Here is a 22,689-nt window from a genome sequence, read left to right as displayed (position 1 = left end):
CGCCTATCTGAGCACTTGTGACAGCATCGCCCGATTAACCTCAAGAGCTTCCTGCTATCGCCATGGGACAATCAATCGCCCATAGGCGCGGGCGAAGGCTTGCCAGTGGCCAGGGGCTGAGATGAGGCGGTAGCCAGGCCACCATTACACAAGGATAGTTTTGGTTATGTCGTACATTAACTTGCCCAGTGATCAGCAAGCTGCAATCAGCGACGTCGACGAGACGGTGCTTCGGGCAGCAGTACACAAGTGCTTAGATGAAGAGCGCGTAGGGCCGATTCATGGCCTTGGTCTCAGTAATTGTGGGCCCTACGTGGCTACCAAACTCCAAAGGTTCCAACAAGCGATCGCTGAGTACAGCAAGGCCAAGGCCCATGCGAAGCTCGAACGCACTCGGCAGGATGCGCTGCATGCCGGCAGAGACCTCATTCACGCCGTGCAGCAAATGAAAGGGCGGCTAGAAACTGAGCGCCAAGAGGGGGAGCTGTTCTTCATTGATGATCAGATCAGGGCGCCTTTCCATCTCAGCAAGCGGCTATCGGTGCGAGTGCCGTTCCGCTGGCGTGCGTCCCAGGCTGCAGATTGGAAGCACGGGGAGCTGACTTTCGTTTACGATTTTTCCCCTCAGCCCAGCTATACCCTCCCGCTGCCCAAGCGTAAACCCAGCGGGGCCCAGGTAGCGAGGGATCTCGAAGATAGTCTGTACCGAGAATGGGAGCGCTTGAAGGCTCAGGCGCTCTTCTCTATGAAGGAGTTCTTCCGCAAGGGTGGCGACGGTGATGCTGTGCCCGAGGTTTTTGCGGTTAGGCCTAGCGCTCATGGCGGAGGCCTGAATAACTTCAGCTGCAATTTTTGGCAGCCCGAATAGCAGACCCCCTAAATTCGAGCAAGTCATCAGCCTCAGGGCCGATGGCTGGTGTAAATGATCGCCCGCTCACCATGTCTGCGCGGACGTTCCCCGGCATCGTGAACTGCACACCATCACGATGACGTCGAGCCCTGCGTTGACCCAGGGCCAAGGCGTTGATCGTAGCCGGGCGATGCCATTGGTCATTTCAGGAGTGGATGATGGACAAGGAACAATCGGCTACCAAGATCACTGGCCCTAAGCCGCAAGACTTCCTGCGAGCGAGACGTCCGGAGCAGTTCTCGGATTCTTTAAAGCTACAAGAATCGACCATAGACCGCTCCATGCTGGAGTATCACTTCGAGACTCTGAACAATCGCAGCCAAGAGCTTGAGTTCGAGATATTCGTACGGAAGCTTTGCGAGCGAGAAATCTGCCCCAATCTGGTTCCCCAGACTGGGCCAACAGCAGGTGGCGACGGTAAAACTGATACCGAGACGTATCCTGTCTCCAGCCAAATCGCTTTTTTCTGGGGGCTAAACGAGGCTCCGGAGTCCGAGCGATGGGCATTCGGTGTCAGCACCCAGAAAGATTGGAAGACAAAATGCACGAAGGATGTCGAGAGCATCATGTCCACCGGGCGTGGGTACGTCCGTATCTTCTGTGTCTCCAGCCGGTTCATCAAGAACAGCCAGAGGGCGCAGCTTCAGGACGATCTTTCGAAAAAGCATGGCGTCAAGGTAACCATCTACGATCGAACGTGGCTGCTTGATAAAACGCTACAGCCCAAGAACCAGCACCTTGCCATCGATCACCTTGGTCTTACAGGCAGTATTGAGAGCAAAATTCAGATCGGCCCATTCGACGCTGACAAGCAGATCCAGTTAGCAGAGATCGAACGCCAGATCGACCAGATTGAAGATCCCGGCCGTTTGACCATCTCCCAGGTCGACCTCTACACCAAGCGTGCCATCATCTACAAAGAGCTTGAGCGGGATGCCGCTGGTGTAAAGCACCAATTCGATATCGCCTTACGGGCAGCGAAAAAATTTGGCACCCCGAGACAGCATTTTGATGCCCTTTATCAGCTGACATGGGCCGCGTACTGGTGGCTGGAAAATGCTGAACTCTTTGAGGAAACCTATGAGAAAGCACTCGGCGAGGCCCAAAAGACCGATAACGTTGAGGTATGGGAGAAAGTCGTAACGTTGTTCAATCTCGTGGTCACCACTCATCGAGACGGCAAGTGCACCCTCGATGTGGATTCACTAGAGGCCACCATTCGAGAGAAGTTGAACTCGATAGCCGACGACGCGGACATGATCAGCGGCGCATTACAAGCCAAGACTTCTTTGGCACTTTTGGACTTGTTGACGGCTGAAAGTGAGGGTCAAGTCAACACTACCTTCAAAACCCTGAGCACTATAGTCGACAGCGCCCATAAGCTGATTGGTTACCCTATGGCTCGCCTCGTCAATTTGCTGGAAGCTCTCGATGTGGCCTTTGGAGATCTCAAGGCCTACGAGGATCTGATGGATAAGCTCATTGATGATGCCGGTGCACGGGAAAACAGCCGGATAAAGGCAGATAAGTACCTGAGGCGCGGAGCACTGAGCAGCGACAAAAAGGATTACTACAGGGCGATCAAGTGCTTCGGGTTGTCCCTCTATGGGCTGTATAGCAGTGAAAGCAAGGGGGAAATGTTTGCTGCCCTTTATATGCTGTCCCATGCGTACGAGAAACAGGGACTGCTCTGGGCAGCGCGAGGAGCCGCGATGATGGCGGCTTACCTGGTCACCGCTGATGCGCTGAAGGAACAAAGAAGCAGTGACAAGCAAGCCGCTATTTACCAACGACTTATGTGGATTGAAGGTCAGCTAGGTCGCTTGGGCCAGTCGCTGACTTGGTATCACCTGGCTCACCTCATCTCTCCAATGCTGGATGAAAACCCTTGGACAGATAGTCAAAAGATCAATTATGAATGTTTGGTTGGTAAGCTATGTCTCAATGCCAATTTTTCAGTTATTGAGAGAATGGCATGGCTGCCGGATAAACTGAATCAAATGGATCTAGGGCTCAGTGCCGACGCGCTATTGGTTTGCCTGGGCCATGAAGATAAAGCGGGGCCTGAGGGTGAGCCCATTGACCTTCAATTTATGAACATGTGGCGCAGCATTGATATGGGAGCCCCGGTGGCTCCGCTCGACCTTTATCTAGACCGCTGGACGACCATAAGCTCCTACATTCTGGGTTGTAAGATATCTGTTTCCTTCCCAGTGAAGTCCCCCTGCATTGAGCTGGCGCAGCAATTGCTGGCTGTACTGGAAAGCTTTTGCGCACCGATGATGTCAGACCATGCAGCGGCTACAGTGCCTGCCGTGAATATTGATATCTCATTGGAAGATGAGGATGACTTCATACTCCAGAACAGATTCGATACCGCTGCGCAGGTGACTTCTGCTGAGATCCGCTGCTCGCCATTCAGTGTCGCGGATTTAACCGATGAGCAAAGGAGTTTGATCCAGCAATTTTATAGTGAATTCTGCCTTCACTTTGTCTCCATTATTTGCCCGCAAATTGGCTGGTCGAAACTGGAGGGAATGCTTCGAGACGATAAAGCCCTAGAGCGCGCAGTTATCTTTAATTGCAACATAGGCTTAGACGGCTATTTCATGGGACATGGTGTTATCCCAGGAATTGCGTCTCATCAGGATGCGTCCCTCGAATTACACAAACCAACTCGGCGCGTGACTTGGTTTGAATATCACAACATTAAACCTATGGATTGGCACCCTAAATCGAATGTGCACGAGGAGCGTCCAAAACATCCGTTTCAGTTTTCAACAATGACACATAGAGAGCTTAAAGTCGTTTCTCTCATTCAAGCGGGTCTGTGGGATCAAGCCGGCTGGAAGGGCTTAGGCTTTCAAACATGCGAAGGGGAAATTCCTTTGCTGATGTTTGGCTTCGAGCACGCCGCTGTTGGGACTAGAATATTCGAGAATATCGCAAAAACTATCGGGGATAAGGATCCCAACAACACTTTGCGCATCGCATTGATACGAGGTATTAGCAAGCAAAATCCTGCGCATTATCGTGTGGCTGTAACAAGCAATATTGATCGCTCTGACAATGGAACTTCGCAAGTCCAAACGGCTCTTTCTAGAATTCATACTATGACGCCAAGCTCTTCTGTAAATATTGACAGATTTTTGAAAGACTACGAGGCGCACAAGAAGTGTCATGTTGCCACGGTGAATGCCGAAGGGAAGCTCGTTAACCATTTATTAACTTCTGGGGTTGTTGTCATGCATGCCTGGGAGATTGATGAAAACGACCAGGAAATTTCGGCTATCAATCCTGACGACGATATCCTTATTCCGGTAGGCATGGAAAATCCTCCAGTCAGCCGTGCGTTGGCGAAGATTCGTTCATTTGATGCAAGATAAAGGTTAGTCACCTGCCCCACGTGTCCCATTAACGGCGCCTGGGGAGCTTTATGCCTTTGCGACGAACGACGCATTCGGCTGAAGTCAGATTGGTCCGAGCATACGCTTCTGGCCGATTTCTGCCGCTGCTGACCGGCAGCTTCACGCCTGAGGAAGTCAGTCAACCTAAATCGAAGTTCTTCAGGAGCGGTGAACCGCGCTTCCTCAAGGCATTCAAATAGGTCGTTTCATCGTAGAGCGTCCTGGTCTGCCAGCACCGATATAGAATCCGAATCCACTTCCTGCGCCCTCAACAGCCCGTGCATAGGCCACTGTCGCCACCTCAATTAAGGATCGGCGCTCTTCCTGATTTATAACTCCCCTCGCATGAAAACTGTCAGCAAGTCGAATCAATTCTTCATACTGCTCTTGTGCATTCATCCGAACTTCTGGCGTTACCAGTAAGTCATGAAAAGCGGAAAACGCCTCAAGCTTTGTATCGTCGTATATGTCGATTCTCCGGAGTTTGTACGGTAGAACAGCCTTCAATCTGAGTCGTTCATTTCAGGCGATACACGGCTAGGCTTGAGATTCTTTTGGTGCCTGCGACGCGTTACTCGCACAAGAAATCATGCTTCTGCCTCACAGACCTCATCCCTTCACCCCACTTCATTACGCCTCTGGGGACACGCTTTGAACACGGCTCAGCATCTGTTGACTATTCGGCAAGTCAACATCGCCTGGGTCGGATAAGCTGGACCACCGGCAGCCTTTCCGGCGACGAAGCCATGCGTAAACAGATGCGCCGCACCCTCGGCGACGAAGTCGACGATTTCATCTGGCACCTGCGCTGGCGCGGGCACCAGATCATCGAGCAACGGGTGGAAAAATACGGCATTGCCTGCGACCTCAAGCACGGTCACCTGCACGCAGCGTACAAGCCGAGCCACATGGACGGTTTGCGCAAGGACTACGACGAAGCGCTGCGCCGGGGCATGGGTGACGATGTCAGCCTGCTCGACCGCAGCCAGGTACGTGATCTGCTGCAGAGCGACCTCTACCACGGCGCGATCAAGAACACGAGCAACATGCACCTGCACCCGCTCAACCTGTGCATCGGTGAAGCCCGGGCAGCGGAAAGTCTCGGTGCGTTGATCTTCGAAAACAGCGAAGTGCTGGAGATCATTCACGGTGACAAGCCAGGCGTACGCACCGCCCACGGCCGCATCGACGCCAATCAAGTCCTGCTGGCCGGTGACGTCTACCACAAACTCGAACCGGGCAAACTCAAGGGCAAGATCTTCCCGGCCATGGGCGGCATCGTCACCACGGCGCCCCTGGGAGACCTGGCCCGGCAGATCAACCCTGAAGACCTCGCCGTCTACGACTGCCGCTTCGTGCTCGACTACTACCGCCTGACCGCCGACGGCCGCCTGTTGTTCGGTGGTGGCGCCAACTACAGCGGCAAGGATTCGCGCGACATCGCCGCCGAGTTGCGCCCGTGCATCGAACAGACGTTCCCGGCACTCAAAGGCGTGGCCATCGATTACCAGTGGAGCTGCGCGATGGGCATCGTGATCAACCGCATCCCGCAACTGGGCAAACTCTCGGACAACGTCTGGTACTGCCAGGGCTACTCCGGGCACGGCATCGCCACCACCCACATCATGGGCGAAATCATGGGCCGCGCGATCACCGGGCAGCTTGCGCAGTACGACACCTTCGCCGCCTGCCAGCACATCCGCGTGCCCATGGGCGACCTGCTCGGTAACCCGATGCTGGCAGCGGGCATGTGGTACTACCAGATGCTGGAGCGACTACGCTGATAGTGCGACGGCCAAATTCCAACTGTGGGAGCCTGCTCGTCGCCACAGTTGGATTTCAGTGACGCAAGACACGACTCGCGGGCCAGCTATCAATTCCTTCGATCTTTCAAATCACCAAGCCGAATTTTTTATTTGCGCCGGACCTGTTCAAGATGAGCGCCATCACCCCTGTCACGGATGGAAACGACATGAATCTAAATTTCGCCTTTGCCTGCATGATCGTGGTTTCATTCACCATCGCGTTGGTGCACACCTGATTCGCGTCAGCGCGCTCCCTTTCCATCCAGAGTCGACCCATGCTTTTTGCCCTTGTATCGAACGGCGCCCTTCTCACGCCTGAACAGCCGGATACAACGGTGCCCTGGTGGAGCTTCAGCAAAACCGTGCTCGCGGCGGCAGCCCTGACAGTGGTGCGCGACCGGCTGGTCAGCCTGGATGACAGGGTCGCCGAAGGACCGTTTACCCTGCGCCAGTTGCTACGGCATGAGGCCGGGCTGGCGGACTATTCAGAACTCGCTGATTACCACGCTGCGGTCGCTGGTAATGAAGCTGCCTGGTCGGCGGATGACATGCTGCAACGTCTCGATGCCTCCCGCTTGCGCTACACGCCGGGAGACGGTTGGCGTTACTCCAACGTCGGCTACCTGTTCATCGCAAGGCTGATTGAACGCACCACAGGCCTCCCACTCGCAGACGCACTGACACAACGGGTGTTTGCTCCTCTTGGTTTGTCCCGGGCTCGCCTCGCCAGAACACAGGCCGATCTGGCAGGCGTAAAGATGGGCGCCGCATCCGCCTACGACCCAGGTTGGGTCTATCACGGGTTGCTGGTGGGCCCACTCGCTGAGGCAGCCCTTTGCCTGGACCGGCTATTGGGCGGCGACTTGCTGCCGCAATCCCTGCTCCTGCAAATGCAGACCGTGCGCACCCTCGGTGGGCCGATTCCCGGCCGTCCTTGGACGTCCCCTGGTTATGGCCTCGGGTTGATGCGTGGTGGTGTTGAAGGTCAACGAACCTTGAGCGGTCACACCGGAGTCGGGCCGGGGAGTGTCGTGGCGGTCTATCAATGGGTTAGTGACGACAACATCGCGAGTTGCTGCGCTGTGTTTGATGAGGGTGCCAACGAAGGGGCTGTCGAAGCCGAAGTTGTAAAGCACTTATCGGCCTTTGGAAAAAATGACAAATAATCAAAAGTTGAATAATTATCAAATAAGAACATATACCAACACGCCGCAAACTTAACGCTGTAACAACGCTAAGCGTTATAACTGGTTATTACAGAACTCTGCATATTGGCCACCGCTGGTCGATAAACAACGCCGTAACTTAACCCTTCAAAATTCCGTGATCTAGTCTGAGTGCACGTTCGGCTGGAGCGCACTCCATGTCATTGACTCAAGAGCAAAAACCGCAGCGACGCAAGGAAATGCGGCTGTTCCTGTTTCTTGTTGTCTGCCTTTTTCCGCTACTTTCGGTCGCTATCGTCGGCGGTTACGGTTTCATTATCTGGTTTTTCCAAATGCTCTACGGCCCGCCCGGGCCGCCCAACTAAAAAACTCGATCAGAGCCTGTTGGAGTCGCCCATGGACGAAGCCCTGCATATAGCCAGCCTTGTGGTACATGCCCGCCCCGAACTTTTCGACGCCGTCAAAGCCAACCTGCGTCTATTGGAAGGCGTGGAACTGCATCAGGAAAGTGCTGCCGGGAAACTGGTGGTAGTCCTTGAGACCGTACACGAAAACCAGATCCTGCAACGCATCGAACAAATCAGCAATCTGCCGGGCGTGCTCAACGCTGCGCTGATCTATCACGAAATTCTCGATTCCGCGGGAGACAGCCAATGAGCATGTCGCGCCGAGCATTCGTCAAGGCCCAGGCCGCCGCCATTGCAGCCTCCGCGGCCGGCCTGCCGATATTCACCACCGCCAGCAACCTGGTCACCGAAGCGGACATGGTCACCCTGGACTGGAACAAGGCGCCCTGCCGCTTCTGCGGCACCGGCTGCAGCGTGATGGTCGCGACCCGGGACAACCGGGTGGTCGCCACCCATGGCGACGTCAAGGCCGAGGTGAATCGCGGGCTGAACTGTGTGAAGGGCTATTTCCTGTCCAAGATCATGTACGGCGTCGACCGCCTGACCCAGCCACTGCTGCGCATGAAAAACGGCCAGTACGACAAGCAAGGCGAGTTCCAGCCAATCAGTTGGGACAAGGCCTTCGACATCATGGAAGAAAAATTCAAGCAGGCCCTGAAAAACAAAGGGCCCGAATCGGTCGGCATGTTCGGCTCGGGACAATGGACGGTGTGGGAAGGCTACGCCGCCAACAAACTGATGAAGGCCGGCTTTCGCAGCAACAACATCGACCCCAATGCCCGTCATTGCATGGCCTCGGCGGTGATGGGTTTCATGCGCACCTTTGGTGCGGATGAGCCGATGGGTTGCTACGACGACATCGAAGCCACCGACGCCTTTGTGCTGTGGGGCTCGAACATGGCGGAGATGCATCCGATCCTGTGGAGCCGGGTCACCGACCGGCGCCTGAGCTATCCGCACGTGAAAGTCGCGGTGTTGTCGACCTTCGAACACCGCAGCTTCGAACTGGCCGACATCCCCATGGTGTTCAAGCCGCAAACCGACCTGTTGATCCTCAACTACATCGCCAACCACATCATTGAAAGCGGCGCGGTCAACCAGGACTTCATCAGCAAGCACACGCGCTTCGCCAAGGGCGCCGACGATATCGGCTACGGCTTGCGCCCGGATGACCCGCTGGAAAAACAGGCGAAGAATGCCGACAAGGCCAATACCTGGACGGACATGTCTTTCGAGCAGTTCGCTGCGTTCGTCAAACCCTACACCCTGGAACGCACCGCCAAGGAGACCGGGGTGGCGCCTGAACGCATCAAGGCCCTGGCCGAACTCTATGCCGATCCCAATCGCAAGGTCGTGTCGTTCTGGACCATGGGCTTCAACCAGCACACCCGCGGAGTCTGGGCCAACAACCTGATCTACAACATCCATTTGCTCACGGGCAAGATCAGCGAACCGGGCAACAGCCCTTTCTCGTTGACCGGCCAGCCGTCGGCCTGTGGCACCGCTCGCGAGGTCGGGACGTTTTCCCACCGCCTGCCCGCCGACCTGGTGGTGACCAACCCCAAGCACCGCGCCACTGCGGAAAAAATCTGGAAGCTGCCGGCCGGCACCATCCAGGAGAAAGTCGGCTTTCATGCGGTACAACAGAGCCGCATGCTCAAGGACGGCGTGCTCAACGTCTACTGGACCCAGGCCAGCAACAACATGCAGGCCGGGCCCAACATCATGCAGGAAGTCTTGCCGGGCTGGCGCAACCCGGACAACTTCGTGATCGTCTCCGACGTCTACCCCACCGTTTCCGCCCAGGCCGCCGACCTGATCCTGCCCAGCGCCATGTGGGTGGAAAAGGAAGGCGCCTTTGGCAACGCCGAGCGCCGCACGCAGTTCTGGCATCAGTTGGTCAGCGCACCGGGGGATGCCAAGTCCGACTTGTGGCAATTGGTGGAGTTTTCCAAGCGCTTCAAGACCGATGAAACCTGGCCCGCGGAGTTACTGGCCAAGGCCCCGGAGTACAAGGGCAAAACCCTATTCGAGGTGTTGTTCAAGAACGGCCAGGTCGACGAGTTTCCCGTCGAGCAGATCGAGACCGGCTACAAGAACGATGAAGCCAAGGCCTTTGGTTTCTACCTGCAAAAGGGTCTGTTCGAGGAGTACGCGCAGTTCGGTCGCGGTCATGGCCATGACCTCGCGGCCTTCGACCGTTACCACAGCGAACGCGGCCTGCGCTGGCCGGTGGTCGACGGCAAGGAAACCCGCTGGCGCTACCGCGAGGGGCTCGACCCCTACGTGGAAACCGGCAGCGAAGTGCAGTTCTACGGCTACCCGGACAAGAAGGCGATCATCTTCGCCCTGCCCTACGAGCCACCGGCCGAAGCCCCGGACGCCGACTACCCGTTCTGGCTGAGCACCGGCCGGGTCCTTGAGCACTGGCATACGGGCACCATGACCCAACGGGTGGAAGAACTGTACAAAGCCGTGCCGGACGCACTGGTCTACATGCACCCCGAGGACGCCAAGGCCATGAGCGCTCGTCGTGGCAGTGAAGTGAAGCTGATCAGCCGCCGCGGCGAGATCCGCGCCCGCATCGAAACCCGCGGGCGCAACAAACCGCCCCGCGGCCTGGTGTTCGTGCCGTTTTTCGATGCCAACAAGCTGATCAACAAGGTCACGCTCGACGCCACCGACCCGATCTCCAAGCAGACCGACTACAAGAAATGCGCGATCCGCATCGAGTTGATCAGCGTGGCTTGAGGAGAACCGCCATGAGTTTTCGCATCCTGCCGTTGTTCCTGCTCGCTGTGATCGGCGCGGTCATTGCCGCCGAGGTTGATTACCCCCTCGATGCACCGGGCCCGGACGGACGCCGGCCCGGCGGCACCCTGACGCAAAACGCCCCTGCGCCGCCCCTGGCCGACGATGAAAACAAGGACCTCAAGCGCGAGCGCAACTACCCTGACCAACCGCCGACCATTCCCCACAGCATTCGCGGCTACCAGATCGACAAGAACGGCAACAAGTGCCTGTCCTGCCACAGCCGGGCCAACAGTGCGCGCAGCCAGGCGACGATGATCAGCATCACCCACTACATGGACCGCGACGGCCAGGCGCTGGCGGCTGTCTCACCGCGTCGCTACTTCTGCAACCAGTGCCATGTGCCGCAAAAAGATGTGCTGCCGCTGGTGGGCAACAGCTTCGAGACCATCGACAAAATCCTGCAAGACGACGCCAACGCCGCGCAGAAACGTTGAGGAGGCGCCATGAAAGCACTGTTCGCCCTGCTTAAGGACTACTGGGGCATCCTCTGTCGGCCGAGCGTTTATTTCAGCCTGGGGTTTCTGACCCTGGGCGGTTTTATCGCCGGGATCATTTTCTGGGGTGGGTTCAACACGGCACTGGAGCTGACGAACACCGAGAAATTCTGCATTTCCTGCCACGAGATGCGCGACAACGTGTTTGTCGAATTGCAGGACACCATCCACTACACCAACCGCTCGGGGGTGCGCGCCAGTTGCCCGGATTGCCACGTACCCCACGAATGGACGCACAAGATCGCACGCAAGATGCAGGCCTCGAAGGAAGTCTGGGGCAAGCTGTTCGGCACCATCGACACCCGCGACAAATTCCTCGCCCTGCGCCGTGAACTGGCGGAACACGAATGGGCCAGGCTCAAGGCCAACGACTCACGCGAATGCCGCAACTGCCACAACTTCGAATTCATGGACTTTACCCGCCAGGGCAAACGGGCGGCGGCCATGCATTCGACGTCATTGGCCAAGGGCGAAGCCACCTGCATCGACTGCCACAAGGGCATTGCGCACAAGCTACCGGATATGAGCGGCGTCAAGGGCTGGTAGCGGTTCAGTTGCTTGCCACATGATCCACATGGCCTGCCGTCACCAGTGTCTTCAACGACGCATCGAACTGTTTCAACGCGTTCACTTGCAACGCGGTCTGCTGATTGATCTGCGCGGCAATCTGCGGCGCGGCCTTGCCATGCACCCACACCGAAGGCATCTGCTCGGCACGTGAGCCTTGCGCCTGGCCGATGTATTGCAGGTTCGCATCGTAGAACCTGGCCATGAACCGCGCCTCAACCTGGTTGTTGCGTTTGGACACCAGGCGACTGTAGGTGTCGAGCATCACCACCACGTCCGGATGAGCCTGCAGCGCCGCATCGAGGTTGTCGTAGACGGTCACCGCTGCGAACTCCTTCTGCAACGACGCCATCAACCAGCCAATCGCCCGCTGCGGGTCGGAGCTGTCGACGAACGCCTGGCTGATCCGTGAATCCAGCCCGGGGTTCTGCGCCCCCTTCACTGCCACGGCGTGGTAGCTCTCGAGGTATTGCTGGGTGTTGAGGGTGTTCTCGCTGTAGAGCACCGCCACCTTTTGCGTGTGTTGCAAACGCACAGTGCTGTCGGCAATCGGCAGGAAACGGCAGGCCGCATCGGCAGCAACGACCGGTGTGGTGGCCGCCACGCCAGCACTGAACACGGCGAAAAAGGCCAGCAGGGTCGAGATTCTCATCGCGCTTATTCCTTCAATGGCGAGATCGGTATGACGCTATCTTCCTCCCTTGGCGGAAAAACAGAACTTGCATTCTTTAATGATGGGTATCGAGGGAATGAATGATTGCTATGACTGCACCCGCTCGCCCGGTTTCCCGCAGGCGCCTGCTTGAGGCACCAACTGGATATCGACACGCCGGTTAGCCGCACGCCCGGCCTCGCTGTCGTTGCTTGCGATTGGCTGGCTGTCGGCAAAGCCCTGGACTGCGAAGCAACTGTCGGGGATATCGCCCATTCGCTGCATCCAGCCGCGCACGGCTGAAGCGCGAGCATGGGACAGCTGCAAATTTTGCTCGGCATTGCCCTTGGCATCGCTGTGCCCGGCGATGACGATCAACCAGTCCGGTTGGGCCTTGATGTCGACCAGGGCGCTGATCAGGACCTTGGTCGAGCCGGGCTTGAGTTCGGCGCTGCCGGGGGCGAACAGGGACAGGCTGTCCAGGCGTACGGGCTCGGGCACAGTTGGTGGCGCCTGGAAGACACTGGCGAGGCGATTCACGCCATCCTTGTCCGGGCTCACCAGCCAGGCCGTCCAGAAAGCACCCGCGGCCAAGGTGATTGTCGCGACGGCGGCGAATAACCAAGGGCTGAGCCGATGGGCCTTTTTCTGAGCCAGCACTTCGGGCATCGGCGGCGTCGGCAGGATCACCACCGGCATCACCTGGGGCGGTGGCGGCAGTCTCGTCGACAACGCCACCGGGTCGAACAACACATGGGGCTGTGCATGGGGCTGTGCCAGTCTCTGCAGCAGGCTTTCGACTTGCTGACGCAGGGTTTGCAATGCCCCTGGCGGATGCTGAAGCTGCCGATCCAGTCGTGTGTGCAGGCGCTCCAGCCCAGCGCCCAGTTGGGCGATCGCAGGCAGGCTCCAGGGTTGCAGCTGCAGGCCACGCAACAGCGGCTGCAGGCGCGCGAACAGCCAGGCCAGGATTTCCAGCCGCGCCGACTCCATCGCCGGCCACAGGTTTGCCCATTCACCGACGAGCGCCTCGATCAACGCGATCCCCTGAGCCATACCCTCCACGCCGTGCAGGTGACTGCGGGCCAGTGCGAACGCAGCGGCCGTTTGCAGCTCCGCCCCGTTGCGCTGGAACAACGCCAGGCACAACTGCTCCACCGTGGCCCAATCCACATCCGGGCAGGCCGGATGACTCAGTTTGGCCAACTCTTCACGCAGCGCCTTGAACTCACTGAAGGCAGTTGGATCGCCGCCGAGCCTGATTCGCATTTCAAACAATGCCGTCATTACGCATCCCTTTGTTTAAACAATTCCTGACTTCGATAGACAGTGTTGGCGCTTCAAGTGCCGCACCAGGACCTGGCCCCCTGGCGTGAGTGTGGTGCCGAAGGTCACTCGACGGCCCCCTCTGAGTTGCACTTCGAGGCTGTACTCCAGGTGACCCGGTCGGGTCTGGGGCAACAGCTCGATGCCAATCGTGGCCACGCGCGGCTCGTACCTGGCCAGGGTGTCGGCCATGGCGCGCATCAGTCCATGCGCCGACCCGGGCAGGCCCTGGAGGATCTGGCCCATGTCCGGCAGGCCATAATCGGGCAGATGATCGAGCGCGCCGGCCCGGCTGTTGAGGATGCGCCGCAGGTTGTCCAGCACCGACAGCGTGCACTGGTCCTCTTCAGCGACCTGGTGCAGATCCAGCTCGCCGTCGAAATTCTGCAGGAGTGTCTCGTACAACGAAGGATTGAGATCGCTCATCCGTCACTCCTTGGCCAGCGGGCGCAGGGTCAGGCGGTTGCCCCCCAGTTCGATCACCCGCACCCGGTCCGGGTCAAGGTCCTCCCGTGCCAGGGTCAGGCGCCAGGTGTCGGCTCGGCTATCGGTCTCACGGAACAATGCGACCACCGCGACGTAGCGTGCCTGCTTGTCCAGGGGGATGTTCAGTTGCATGCCCTCGTCGGGCTTGACCACCAGGGCTCGTTTGTCCAACAAGTCGGCACTCAGCACCTGCTCGTCATGGCTGAGCAAGCTATCGTAGTTCAGCGACTTGACCCCGCGCCAGGTTGACTCGACACGCTGGAAATCGGGGTGGTGCATCACGGCATCGAGTTGCCGGCTGATTTGCGCATCCAGGGCTGCGATGTGTTCATCGAGCAGGACTTTATCCAGGCGTTCGAATTTCTGTGAAGATTGTTTGAGCAGTTTAAGGAACACACTGACTGCCGCCGTTACTCGCTCATCGGCGGACACTTCGGAGAGTGCCTCGGTATTTTGAAATACTTCGATACTACTCAGGGTTTTGATCGGACTGAGATTGATCTTGCCAAACAGCGCGCCATATACGCCTTTTTCTTCGGACAACACAGTAGCGCCGCGCGATTGCACGTTAGAACTTTCGATGGACATTCAGGTAACTTCCCTTTAAACGAACCGAAGTGGATTAACGATTTTCTTGCGGCACCAAAGCGGCCAACTCGGCGCGCAGCTCGTCACTTAGCGCATCATCCTTGAGGATGCGTTCCAGATCATGACGAAAGGTAGCGTTGTCCAGCAAGTTCGACTTGAGATCGCGCAACAGGTTGCGCATGGCCAGCAGAGCACGCAGGTGCGGAATTTGCCGCGCCACCTGCTCCGGCTCGAAGTCCTTCATACGCTGGAAACTCAGCTCGACCGGGGCGTCGCCAGCGTCGTTGACCAGGGTATTTTCCACGGCCATTTCCAACACCGGAGAAAACTCTGCCAATACGCTGTCGAGGTTGTTTTTGTTGATCGAAACCTTGCTTCGGGCCGATAACGGACGCTGCTCCTTGCCGTTGCTGTAGTCGCCCATGACCATCAGCTTCAGCGGTAATTCGACCTTCTTCTGCGCACCGCCGGTGTGCAGGTCGAGTTTTATATTTACCCGCGCCTTTGGCACTTCATTCTGGAAACTGCTTGAAGCCATAACCCCCTCCCGTTTTTTCGTGATAACCACTGCCTTGACAATAAACTTGCAAGGACTGCGTTCAACAAGCCTAGACAATCAAACAAGAAAGATGTCGAGGCAGTTTGGAAATTCCATTTCAATTTAAATCTACCAACACGACTTATTTAGAGATCCTACAACACTAATGAAGTATCCTACTTCTCACTTTTCACCTCTCCAATGCACTTTAGGAAATTTCGCACCTGAATGCGGAAAAAAGCCTACAAACCAATCATCAGAACGTTGGTAAAAGAAAGTCGAAGTAACGACACGTCTCGGATACATCGCCCCGAATACCCTGTTTCCTGCTTGTTACCTCGGCGCCGCTGTTGTCACTTCTGCACCGCTCGACAGCTCAATAAAGTAGGGCCTTCGGCATCCTGCAGGGACCTCAGGTCCCGGTTCAGCGCCGATCCCATCACGGAAGAGGTGAAATCATGAGTTTCGTCAAAGTGGAAAAAAACCAGAGCAGCGCGCCATCGGAAGCCGAGATGAAAAAGGCCATGATCGAGTCGGGCGGCGTACCGGGCGAGGTCAGCGGGAACAACGCCGCCCGAACCTTGACCTACACTGGCTTGGTGAATCACACGGTGTATGAGAACAAGCTGATCGAGATTGCCCATGGCAAGCGCACCAGCTGGAACTTTGTCTGGGCCGACGCCCGGGCTGCCTGAAACCACGATGGGGCGGCCTGTTGGCCGCTCCACCGCGAGCGCCGCTGATACAACCCCGATACCCGCCTGTAACGCCAAGACACTTGGGCACCCTGCCCCTTGCGCCTAGATTGAACCCCGCAATGGACCGACCGGCTTCACCGCTCGAGGCCCATTGACTGCCCAACACACCACCAAGGAAGAGGGAAACCATGAGCAAATCAATCGCTGTCAGCCAACAAAGCCAGCAGCTTCAGAACGATGTGCAAGAAGCCGTCAAGTCGATCATGGGTGCTACCACCGCGCTGAAGTCCACCGATTACGGTCGGGTCTTCAGGTCCGTCCTAGCGGCTTCGCAGAAAACCGTCACCATTGAAATTGCCCCCGGCGACCTGACCCTGCTGAAGAAGTCCGGCTACAAGCTGTGCTTTGCCAAGAAAGTCGGTACGGCCGACTACAACGTGGTCTGGCAGTCCTACAGTGCTTACCTCAGCAACAACGAATTCAGCTGGACGCCGCTGTATCAGCTGTTCGCCTCCAACGTGTTCAAGGAAAACGTGCAAGTCAAAGTCTCGACCAATATCGTCAATATCGGTCTGGGGCAAACCTCGACACTCGATGAGCACGGCCTGCTGAGCCCCGCAGTAACGGGCGGCCCTGAGGTGTCCGTGACCTTCGTCAACAACTTCGCCCCGATCCATCCTGGGATCAACCAGTTGTCCACCGGCATCGATGGCAACCAGGTCAGCACGCCGATCTACGTGGCCGTCAATCAGGTGGTCACCGGAAACACCGTACTGACCCCCGTGGAAACCATCCTCGTGTGGTTCGAACAGGATGTGCAGACCAGTACCATGTTCAGTTCCTCACGCTCCAAGGCGATCGAAATCGACCTGACGTTCGATAACACCGCAGGTCGCCTTTACGAAGGCGGTCAATGGAAAACCGTTTGACGGGCGCACACCGGGGCAACCTCGCGGTTGCCCCGTCTATTCGTCGAACGTGCCTCGTGCAAAATAGCCCGTCAACGACAGACAGATAGAGGCTGCCAGGTCCTCCTGGGTAGCGATGCCATAGGGTTGGTTGCGATCGAACTGCGCCGACCAGCGAATCCGCCCCTGCGCCACATCCACCAACCGCAGCGACGCCCGGACCCGCGCCGGTTCGACCCGCACGCTGCCCTCCAGGCAATAACAGTAACGACCGCCACGCCGCGCATCCGCAGTTTTCACAGGGCTGCGCGGCATCCTTATCAACACGTGGTTGCCACCGGTCTGTGCCTGCTCGAACGACTCGAACAGGCGACAACTGAGCTCCTCGCACAAGCCACGGGTAAAGTCATCGCCCTCACGGGTAATGCAGGTAAAGGGCTGGATCTGCAACACAGGATGGTGCGCGGTCACTGAGTTGGGCCGCAGCCGCTGATAGGCCAGGCGATAACAACCGGGTGGAATGCTCAGCCGCACAGGCTCCTGCTGCCCCACCGTGGCGTAATGGCTGGCGAGTTTGCGACGCAGCCGCCCCACCTGCACCCGCACCACCGGATCGTCACCGGTGCAATACACCGCCGGATCGCGACGAAACACGGCGATGCCGATGGCGTGTTCGGTCAGGGGGACATTGGCCGATTGCAGATCGTGCTCGACCAGAAAACGCAGCAGGCTGCCCATGCGCCTGGACCTGGCGAACAACGGACTGGCCAGCAGCAACGCCAGCACCTGCTCCATCTCATCAGGATCGAGCGGCACGGCAGTACCCTCGGCACTTGCAGGACCTGTATTTTTGATCACCATTGCCTGCCTCCGTGCAGGTTGCCGACAATCGTTTGCCCCTTCCAGTGAAGGGGGATGTGGGTACGGGAGTCCTACTCCCTGGCCACGCGTGACACCGGCCATAGGCAGGCCAGGACGTGGCAAGGTCGAAGCTTAGCAGCCGTGATGGAACGGGCAGGATATTGCAGTGTTTACAGCGTTCCGGCCGACGAACGTTCAATCCCGCCCCCCCGCCAACGCGGTGCCCCAAAGGCTCTGCATCAGTTATTTATGCTCAAATGCCAGCTTAATAATATTTTACCGATATCAGGCTGATCCCTAGTCTTGAGCCCAAGAAATGGCAGGTCGACACAGACCTTTATCCAACTTCGAAGGGCAAAGAGATGACCATTGAAAAAACAATAATAGATACCTTGATTGTCGGCGCCGGCCAGGCCGGCGTAGCCATGAGTGAACACCTGAGCAAGCTTGGCGTGCCGCACCTGGTGCTGGAGCGCAACCGTATTGCCGAGCGGTGGCGCACCGGCCGCTGGGATTCGCTGGTGGCCAATGGTCCGGCCTGGCACGACCGTTTTCCGGGCCTGGAATTCGACGATATCAGCCCCGACGGTTTTGCCCCCAAGGAACGTGTGGCCGATTACTTCGAAGCCTATGCCCGCAAGTTCAAGGCACCGATCCGCACCGGCGTGGAAGTGAAGAAAGTCGAACGTAATGTCGGTCGCCCGGGCTTCACCATCGAGACTTCCCAAGGCGTGATCGAGGCCAGCCGCGTAGTGGCTGCCACCGGCCCCTTCCAGCGTCCGGTGATCCCGCCGATCGCACCGCAAGATACACAATTGCTGCAGATCCACTCCGCCGACTACCGCAATCCCGGGCAATTGCCCGAGGGCGCCGTGCTGGTGGTGGGTGCAGGTTCGTCGGGCGTGCAGATCGCCGATGAACTGCAGCGCTCCGGCAAGCAAGTCTACCTGTCGGTGGGTGCCCACGATCGTCCGCCCCGCGCCTATCGCAACCGTGATTTCTGCTGGTGGCTGGGTGTGCTAGGCGAGTGGGACCAGGCCGCCATGAAACCCGGCCGCGAACACGTGACCATCGCCGTCAGTGGCGCCCAAGGTGGCCGCACGGTGGATTTCCGTGGCCTGGCCCATGCCGGCATGGTGCTGGTGGGCCTGACCCAATCGTTCAATGGCAGCGTGGCGACCTTCCAGCCGAACCTGGCGGAGAACCTGGCGCGGGGCGATGAAAACTACCTGGCTTTGCTCGATGCCGCCGATGCCTACATCGAACGCAACGGCCTGGACCTGCCGGAAGAGCCCGAAGCGCGCCACACCTTCCCGGAGCCGGACTGCGTCACCCAACCGATCCTCGAGCTCGACCTGGTCAAGGCCGGCGTGACGTCGATCATTTGGGCCACCGGCTTTGCCGTGGACTACAGCTGGCTGAAGGTCGACGCCTTCGACGACAACGGCAAGCCGCAGCATCAGCGCGGCGTGTCCAGCGAAGCTGGTGTGTATTTCCTCGGCCTGCCGTGGCAGTCCCGCCGTGGCTCGTCGTTCATCTGGGGCGTGTGGCATGACGCCAAGTACGTGGCCGATCACATCGCCATCCAGCGCACCTACCTCGAATACCGCGATGCCGCCCAGCGCGAGACTGAAATCGCCCCGGCCGCTCACAAGACCACCGTCAGCGCTTGATATCCGCACGGCGCGCGAACCGCGCCGTCCACCCTGTTTAAGGAGTTTCAAATGACTACGCCAACCCATACCCGCATCCGCATGTTCAACACCAAGGAAACCTACCCGAACCAGAGCCTGGACAACGACCTGTGCCAGGCCGTTCGCGCCGGCAACACCGTTTATGTGCGCGGCCAGGTCGGCACCGATTTCGAAGGCAACCTGGTTGGCCTCGGCGATCCGCGAGCACAAACCGAGCAGGCCATGCGCAACGTCAAGCAACTGCTGGAAGAAGCCGGCAGCGACCTGAGCCACATCGTCAAGACCACCACCTATCTGATCGACCCGCGCTATCGTGAACCGGTGTATCAGGAAGTGGGCAAGTGGCTCAAAGGCGTGTTCCCGATTTCCACCGGGCTGGTGGTGACGGCATTGGGTCAGCCGCAGTGGCTGATGGAGATCGACGTGATTGCGGTGATCCCGGAATAAGGAGCAGAACCATGACCTTTTCCATCGCCGCCCGCTGCCCCGAAACCGGTCAGTTCGGCATCGCCATCAGTTCCTCGAGCATCGCCGTCGGCGCCCGCTGCCCCTGGCTGTTGCCCGGTGTGGGTGCGGTGTCCACGCAAAACATCACCCTGCCCTCCCTTGGCCCGGAAACCCTCGCCTTGATGGAGCAAGGCCTGGCACCTGCCGAGGCCCTGGACAAGGTGCTGACCCGCAACGGCTACAGCCAGTACAGGCAGATCACCGCCATCGACCACCTCGGCCGCACTGCGCACTTCAGCGGTGCGCAAACCCTGGGCCAGAACAATGCCGTGTCCGGCGAGCAATGCGTGGCGGCCGGCAATATGCTCGCAGCCCCCGGGGTGATCGAGGCCATGGTCAGCGCCTTCGAACAGGCCGAGGGTCAACTGGCTGACCGTTTGCTGGCGGCGATGCAAGGCGGCATGGCGGCCGGTGGCGAAGCCGGGCCGGTGCATTCGGCCGCGGTGATGGTGGTTGGGGAACTGACCTGGCCAATCATCAACCTGCGAGTCGACTGGGCCGATGAAGACCCGATTGGCCAGCTGCAAAAGCTCTGGCAGGCCTACCGCCCGCAAGTCCAGGACTACATCGACCGCGCCCTGGCGCCCGACAGGTCCCCGGGCTACGGCGTCGCCGGAGACGATCGATGAGCGCCAGCCGCAACCTGCTCGAAACCCTGGTGGCGTTCGACACCACCAGCCGCGAATCCAACCTGCAGCTGATCGAGTTCGTCCGCGACTACCTCGCAGGCTTCGATGTGCCGTGCCAGCTGGTTTACAACCCGGAGCGCAGCAAGGCCAATCTGTTCGCCACGATCGGCCCGGCGGACCGGCCTGGCATCGTGCTCTCGGGGCACACCGACGTGGTGCCCGTCGACGGCCAGCCGTGGACCGTCGCGCCGTTCCAGCTCACCGAACGCGAGGGCAAGTTGTACGGTCGCGGCACGGCGGACATGAAAGGCTACATCGCCTGCGTGCTCGCCCTGGTGCCCGCGCTGGTGCAGGTCTCGTTGCGCCTGCCGGTGCATATTGCCCTGTCCTACGACGAGGAAGTCGGCTGCCTGGGCGTGCGCTCCCTGCTCAAGGCCCTGGAACAACGCCCGGTCAAACCGATGCTGTGCATCATTGGCGAACCCACCGAACTCAAACCGGTGCTGGGCCACAAGGGCAAGCTGGCGATGCGCTGTGACATCCACGGCCACGCCTGCCATTCGGCCTACGCCCCGCTCGGGGTCAATGCGATCGAATACGCTGCCGAACTGATCGGTGAGCTGGGGCGCATCGGCCTACGGCTCAAGGCCTCCGAACACCATGACGCGCGTTTCGACCCGCCGTTCTCCACGGTGCAGACCGGCGTGATTGGCGGCGGCAAGGCCTTGAACATCGTCCCGGCCGACTGCCGCTTCGACTTCGAAGTTCGCGCCTTGCCCTCACACAACCCGCGACTGGTGGCGCAGGAACTGCAGGCCTATGCCGAGCAGCAGCTGTTGCCGCGCATGCGTGCTGTGAGTGAACAGAGCGAGATCCGCTTCAGTGAGTTGTCGGCGTACCCTGGCCTGGCCACCGATGAACGCAGCGAAGCCGCTGAGTTGATCGCGGCATTTTCCGGCTCCCGGGATTTCGGCACGGTGGCGTTCGGCACCGAGGGCGGCCTGTTCGATGCGGCGGGAATCCCGACGGTGGTGTGCGGCCCGGGCAGCATGGAGCAAGGCCATAAACCCGATGAGTTCGTCAGCCTGGAACAACTGCACGGCTGCGATGCCATGCTGCAACGGATGCTGTTGGCGATCAGCAACTAATGGCTGGCCCGAAGCTCAGGTATAGAGCCGGGCCAGTTCTTCCTGGCAGTAATCCACGAACAGCTGCACCGGCTTGGTCAGTTGCGCCCTGCGCAACCACGCCGCCGACAACCCGGAACCGGTCACGGTTTCGGCCAGCGGCACGCACACGACCTGTTGCCCGTCATAGGTGTATTCGGAAAACGGTTTGGTCACCAGGATCGAAAAGCCGAACCCCCGCCCTACCATCCCCCGCACCATCTCGATCGAGGGCGAACTGAAGACGATGTTCGGCGTCAGCCCGCGCTCTTCGAAGATGCTCACGAAATAGGTCCGGCTGGGCACCACGTCCAGCAAAATCATTGGTTCCAGCACCAGGTCGTGCAGCGAGACCTTGGCCTGCTGCGCGAAGCGATGGTCCGCGGGAAGCAGCGCGTAGGGTTGCTGCGGCGGCATCAGCGCCACGGTCTCGATCGTGCTGTCCAGGTCGTGTTCGAAAACCATGGCCATGTCGATGCTGCCGGCGGTCAGCGCCTGCACCAACTCCTGCTGCTCGCCATCGCGAATGCGGATTTCCACCCCTGGCCAGCGGGCCTTGAAACCGGCGATCAGGCGTGGCAGGTACAGCGGCGCCACGGTCTCGAAACAGCCGATGTCGATCTGCCCCGCCACCACGTCATTGTCCGCCAGGGCGTTCTGCTCGAACTCATGGGCGACCCGCAGCAGCTCCTGGGCCTTGCGGTAGAACCGCGAGCCGCTCGGCGTCAGCGAAACGCCCTGGGCGTGATGGCGGATGAACAGTTGCACGCCAAAACTCTCTTCCAGGTGCTTGATTGCCGTCGACACCGATGGCTGCGCGATGTAGAGCTTGCGCGAAGCCTCGGCCACGCTGCCGCAGTCGGCCGTGGTGACGAAATATCTGAGCTGGCGCAGGTTGTAAGCGGCCATGGGCACCTCCAGAAAACACAACATCAGGATCAAGGGATCGACAGCGCCCACAAGGGTTTTGCGTCAAGGCTGAACATACCGGAGGCGAGCGCAGCCACGGCATATATTTTTTAAGGTTTGAGGCAACAAACTTACTAATTTATCTATCCCGATCCGT

22 protein-coding genes and 1 pseudogene are annotated in these 22,689 nt (G+C 58.8%); 15 read left to right on the top strand and 8 right to left on the bottom strand.

The genetic code is table 11. The features are described from left to right. Positions 1 to 166: 166 nt before the first annotated feature. The 3 genes and pseudogenes from OH720_RS13390 to OH720_RS13375 all read left to right on the top strand — a co-directional run. Positions 167 to 868, top strand: coding sequence for a hypothetical protein (locus OH720_RS13390; protein ID WP_272605992.1), 702 nt, complete (start codon positions 167 to 169; stop codon positions 866 to 868). A gap of 197 nt (positions 869 to 1,065) precedes the next feature. After that, positions 1,066 to 4,296 carry a hypothetical protein gene (locus OH720_RS13385; protein ID WP_272605991.1) on the top strand — a complete coding sequence of 1,077 codons (3,231 nt, stop codon included), beginning with the start codon at positions 1,066 to 1,068 and terminating at the stop codon, positions 4,294 to 4,296. A 740-nt stretch (positions 4,297 to 5,036) separates the two neighbouring features. Further along, positions 5,037 to 6,101 (top strand): annotated as a pseudogene (locus OH720_RS13375) (NAD(P)/FAD-dependent oxidoreductase); the annotation flags it as partial. 106 nt (positions 6,102 to 6,207) lie between these two features. Here OH720_RS13375 and OH720_RS13370 read toward each other — a convergent pair. Next, on the bottom strand, positions 6,208 to 6,399 hold the full coding sequence (locus OH720_RS13370) for a hypothetical protein (protein WP_272605990.1): 192 nt from the start codon (positions 6,397 to 6,399) through the stop codon (positions 6,208 to 6,210). Between OH720_RS13370 and OH720_RS13365 the strand changes: the two genes are divergently transcribed. The 6 genes from OH720_RS13365 to OH720_RS13340 all read left to right on the top strand — a co-directional run bounded on the left by OH720_RS13365 (position 6,398) and on the right by OH720_RS13340 (position 11,549). Next, positions 6,398 to 7,288 (top strand): serine hydrolase domain-containing protein, encoded by an 891-nt coding sequence (locus OH720_RS13365; protein WP_272605989.1) that lies wholly within the window; start codon positions 6,398 to 6,400, stop codon positions 7,286 to 7,288. The genes OH720_RS13370 and OH720_RS13365 overlap by 2 nt on opposite strands. 197 nt (positions 7,289 to 7,485) lie before the next feature. Further along, positions 7,486 to 7,653, top strand: a complete 168-nt coding sequence (gene napE / locus OH720_RS13360) for a periplasmic nitrate reductase, NapE protein (protein WP_008059985.1) — start codon at positions 7,486 to 7,488, stop codon at positions 7,651 to 7,653. A gap of 31 nt (positions 7,654 to 7,684) precedes the next feature. Beyond that, positions 7,685 to 7,945 carry a chaperone NapD gene (locus OH720_RS13355; RefSeq protein ID WP_272605988.1) on the top strand — a complete coding sequence of 87 codons (261 nt, stop codon included), beginning with the start codon at positions 7,685 to 7,687 and terminating at the stop codon, positions 7,943 to 7,945. After that, positions 7,942 to 10,446, top strand: coding sequence for a nitrate reductase catalytic subunit NapA (napA, locus tag OH720_RS13350; RefSeq protein WP_272605987.1), 2,505 nt, complete (start codon positions 7,942 to 7,944; stop codon positions 10,444 to 10,446). Before OH720_RS13355 ends, napA begins: the two co-directional genes overlap by 4 nt. Before the next feature lie 11 nt (positions 10,447 to 10,457). After that, positions 10,458 to 10,943, top strand: coding sequence for a nitrate reductase cytochrome c-type subunit (locus tag OH720_RS13345; protein ID WP_008059997.1), 486 nt, complete (start codon positions 10,458 to 10,460; stop codon positions 10,941 to 10,943). 9 nt (positions 10,944 to 10,952) lie between these two features. Then, positions 10,953 to 11,549, top strand: a complete 597-nt coding sequence (locus OH720_RS13340; RefSeq protein WP_180206965.1) for a cytochrome c3 family protein — start codon at positions 10,953 to 10,955, stop codon at positions 11,547 to 11,549. A 4-nt stretch (positions 11,550 to 11,553) separates the two neighbouring features. Here the strand turns inward: OH720_RS13340 and OH720_RS13335 are convergent, their stop codons facing one another. The 5 genes from OH720_RS13335 to tssB form a co-directional block, all read right to left on the bottom strand. Beyond that, positions 11,554 to 12,222 (bottom strand): ATPase, encoded by a 669-nt coding sequence (locus tag OH720_RS13335; RefSeq protein WP_272605986.1) that lies wholly within the window; start codon positions 12,220 to 12,222, stop codon positions 11,554 to 11,556. A gap of 108 nt (positions 12,223 to 12,330) precedes the next feature. Continuing rightward, positions 12,331 to 13,509 carry an OmpA family protein gene (locus OH720_RS13330; RefSeq protein ID WP_272605985.1) on the bottom strand — a complete coding sequence of 393 codons (1,179 nt, stop codon included), beginning with the start codon at positions 13,507 to 13,509 and terminating at the stop codon, positions 12,331 to 12,333. A 15-nt stretch (positions 13,510 to 13,524) separates the two neighbouring features. Continuing rightward, positions 13,525 to 13,974, bottom strand: a complete 450-nt coding sequence (gene tssE / locus OH720_RS13325) for a type VI secretion system baseplate subunit TssE (RefSeq protein ID WP_272605984.1) — start codon at positions 13,972 to 13,974, stop codon at positions 13,525 to 13,527. A gap of 3 nt (positions 13,975 to 13,977) precedes the next feature. Further along, positions 13,978 to 14,622, bottom strand: a complete 645-nt coding sequence (tssJ, locus tag OH720_RS13320) for a type VI secretion system lipoprotein TssJ (protein ID WP_272605983.1) — start codon at positions 14,620 to 14,622, stop codon at positions 13,978 to 13,980. A gap of 34 nt (positions 14,623 to 14,656) precedes the next feature. After that, positions 14,657 to 15,160 carry a type VI secretion system contractile sheath small subunit gene (gene tssB / locus OH720_RS13315; protein ID WP_272605982.1) on the bottom strand — a complete coding sequence of 168 codons (504 nt, stop codon included), beginning with the start codon at positions 15,158 to 15,160 and terminating at the stop codon, positions 14,657 to 14,659. A gap of 458 nt (positions 15,161 to 15,618) precedes the next feature. Between tssB and OH720_RS13310 the strand changes: the two genes are divergently transcribed. After that, entirely contained in the window at positions 15,619 to 15,855 is a 237-nt protein-coding gene (locus OH720_RS13310) for a hypothetical protein (protein WP_008058652.1), read from the top strand. Positions 15,856 to 16,046: 191 nt separating this feature from the next. Further along, the gene (locus OH720_RS13305) at positions 16,047 to 16,787 is read left to right on the top strand and encodes a hypothetical protein (RefSeq protein ID WP_008058651.1); all 741 of its coding nucleotides are present in this window, start codon (positions 16,047 to 16,049) and stop codon (positions 16,785 to 16,787) included. A gap of 36 nt (positions 16,788 to 16,823) precedes the next feature. Here the strand turns inward: OH720_RS13305 and OH720_RS13300 are convergent, their stop codons facing one another. Then, the gene (locus OH720_RS13300; RefSeq protein ID WP_272605981.1) at positions 16,824 to 17,627 is read right to left on the bottom strand and encodes a hypothetical protein; all 804 of its coding nucleotides are present in this window, start codon (positions 17,625 to 17,627) and stop codon (positions 16,824 to 16,826) included. Positions 17,628 to 17,989: 362 nt separating this feature from the next. Here OH720_RS13300 and OH720_RS13295 point away from each other — a divergent pair, with 362 nt between their 5' ends. The 4 genes from OH720_RS13295 to argE are packed head-to-tail and all read left to right on the top strand — an operon-like array spanning position 17,990 to position 21,605. Continuing rightward, positions 17,990 to 19,300 (top strand): flavin-containing monooxygenase, encoded by a 1,311-nt coding sequence (locus tag OH720_RS13295; protein ID WP_272605980.1) that lies wholly within the window; start codon positions 17,990 to 17,992, stop codon positions 19,298 to 19,300. 51 nt (positions 19,301 to 19,351) lie between these two features. Then, positions 19,352 to 19,768 (top strand): RidA family protein, encoded by a 417-nt coding sequence (locus tag OH720_RS13290; protein ID WP_008058648.1) that lies wholly within the window; start codon positions 19,352 to 19,354, stop codon positions 19,766 to 19,768. A gap of 11 nt (positions 19,769 to 19,779) precedes the next feature. Further along, positions 19,780 to 20,457 (top strand): DUF1028 domain-containing protein, encoded by a 678-nt coding sequence (locus OH720_RS13285; RefSeq protein ID WP_272605979.1) that lies wholly within the window; start codon positions 19,780 to 19,782, stop codon positions 20,455 to 20,457. Beyond that, positions 20,454 to 21,605, top strand: coding sequence for an acetylornithine deacetylase (gene argE, locus OH720_RS13280; protein ID WP_272605978.1), 1,152 nt, complete (start codon positions 20,454 to 20,456; stop codon positions 21,603 to 21,605). Before OH720_RS13285 ends, argE begins: the two co-directional genes overlap by 4 nt. Before the next feature lie 15 nt (positions 21,606 to 21,620). On the opposite strand, the gene OH720_RS13275 is transcribed toward argE, so the two are convergent. Beyond that, the gene (locus OH720_RS13275) at positions 21,621 to 22,532 is read right to left on the bottom strand and encodes a LysR substrate-binding domain-containing protein (RefSeq protein ID WP_008058642.1); all 912 of its coding nucleotides are present in this window, start codon (positions 22,530 to 22,532) and stop codon (positions 21,621 to 21,623) included. Positions 22,533 to 22,689: the final 157 nt, after the last annotated feature.

Origin of the sequence: Pseudomonas sp. WJP1, from assembly GCF_028471945.1 — a bacterium.
Lineage (GTDB): Bacteria > Pseudomonadota > Gammaproteobacteria > Pseudomonadales > Pseudomonadaceae > Aquipseudomonas.
The sequence above is the reverse complement of the archived record's forward strand: the minus strand, read 5'-3'. Positions and strand labels throughout refer to the sequence as shown.

What these genes read in the sequence shown, in the direction of transcription:
- OH720_RS13390 (WP_272605992.1), top strand. Translation starts at nt 167, where the DNA reads ATGTCGTACATTAACTTGCCCAGTGATCAGCAAGCTGCAATCAGCGAC.
- OH720_RS13385 (WP_272605991.1), top strand. Translation starts at nt 1,066, where the DNA reads ATGATGGACAAGGAACAATCGGCTACCAAGATCACTGGCCCTAAGCCG.
- OH720_RS13365 (WP_272605989.1), top strand. Translation starts at nt 6,398, where the DNA reads ATGCTTTTTGCCCTTGTATCGAACGGCGCCCTTCTCACGCCTGAACAG.
- OH720_RS13370 (WP_272605990.1), bottom strand. Translation starts at nt 6,399, where the DNA reads ATGGGTCGACTCTGGATGGAAAGGGAGCGCGCTGACGCGAATCAGGTG.
- napE (WP_008059985.1), top strand. Translation starts at nt 7,486, where the DNA reads ATGTCATTGACTCAAGAGCAAAAACCGCAGCGACGCAAGGAAATGCGG.
- OH720_RS13355 (WP_272605988.1), top strand. Translation starts at nt 7,685, where the DNA reads ATGGACGAAGCCCTGCATATAGCCAGCCTTGTGGTACATGCCCGCCCC.
- napA (WP_272605987.1), top strand. Translation starts at nt 7,942, where the DNA reads ATGAGCATGTCGCGCCGAGCATTCGTCAAGGCCCAGGCCGCCGCCATT.
- OH720_RS13345 (WP_008059997.1), top strand. Translation starts at nt 10,458, where the DNA reads ATGAGTTTTCGCATCCTGCCGTTGTTCCTGCTCGCTGTGATCGGCGCG.
- OH720_RS13340 (WP_180206965.1), top strand. Translation starts at nt 10,953, where the DNA reads ATGAAAGCACTGTTCGCCCTGCTTAAGGACTACTGGGGCATCCTCTGT.
- OH720_RS13335 (WP_272605986.1), bottom strand. Translation starts at nt 12,222, where the DNA reads ATGAGAATCTCGACCCTGCTGGCCTTTTTCGCCGTGTTCAGTGCTGGC.
- OH720_RS13330 (WP_272605985.1), bottom strand. Translation starts at nt 13,509, where the DNA reads ATGACGGCATTGTTTGAAATGCGAATCAGGCTCGGCGGCGATCCAACT.
- tssE (WP_272605984.1), bottom strand. Translation starts at nt 13,974, where the DNA reads ATGAGCGATCTCAATCCTTCGTTGTACGAGACACTCCTGCAGAATTTC.
- tssJ (WP_272605983.1), bottom strand. Translation starts at nt 14,622, where the DNA reads ATGTCCATCGAAAGTTCTAACGTGCAATCGCGCGGCGCTACTGTGTTG.
- tssB (WP_272605982.1), bottom strand. Translation starts at nt 15,160, where the DNA reads ATGGCTTCAAGCAGTTTCCAGAATGAAGTGCCAAAGGCGCGGGTAAAT.
- OH720_RS13310 (WP_008058652.1), top strand. Translation starts at nt 15,619, where the DNA reads ATGAGTTTCGTCAAAGTGGAAAAAAACCAGAGCAGCGCGCCATCGGAA.
- OH720_RS13305 (WP_008058651.1), top strand. Translation starts at nt 16,047, where the DNA reads ATGAGCAAATCAATCGCTGTCAGCCAACAAAGCCAGCAGCTTCAGAAC.
- OH720_RS13300 (WP_272605981.1), bottom strand. Translation starts at nt 17,627, where the DNA reads ATGGTGATCAAAAATACAGGTCCTGCAAGTGCCGAGGGTACTGCCGTG.
- OH720_RS13295 (WP_272605980.1), top strand. Translation starts at nt 17,990, where the DNA reads ATGACCATTGAAAAAACAATAATAGATACCTTGATTGTCGGCGCCGGC.
- OH720_RS13290 (WP_008058648.1), top strand. Translation starts at nt 19,352, where the DNA reads ATGACTACGCCAACCCATACCCGCATCCGCATGTTCAACACCAAGGAA.
- OH720_RS13285 (WP_272605979.1), top strand. Translation starts at nt 19,780, where the DNA reads ATGACCTTTTCCATCGCCGCCCGCTGCCCCGAAACCGGTCAGTTCGGC.
- argE (WP_272605978.1), top strand. Translation starts at nt 20,454, where the DNA reads ATGAGCGCCAGCCGCAACCTGCTCGAAACCCTGGTGGCGTTCGACACC.
- OH720_RS13275 (WP_008058642.1), bottom strand. Translation starts at nt 22,532, where the DNA reads ATGGCCGCTTACAACCTGCGCCAGCTCAGATATTTCGTCACCACGGCC.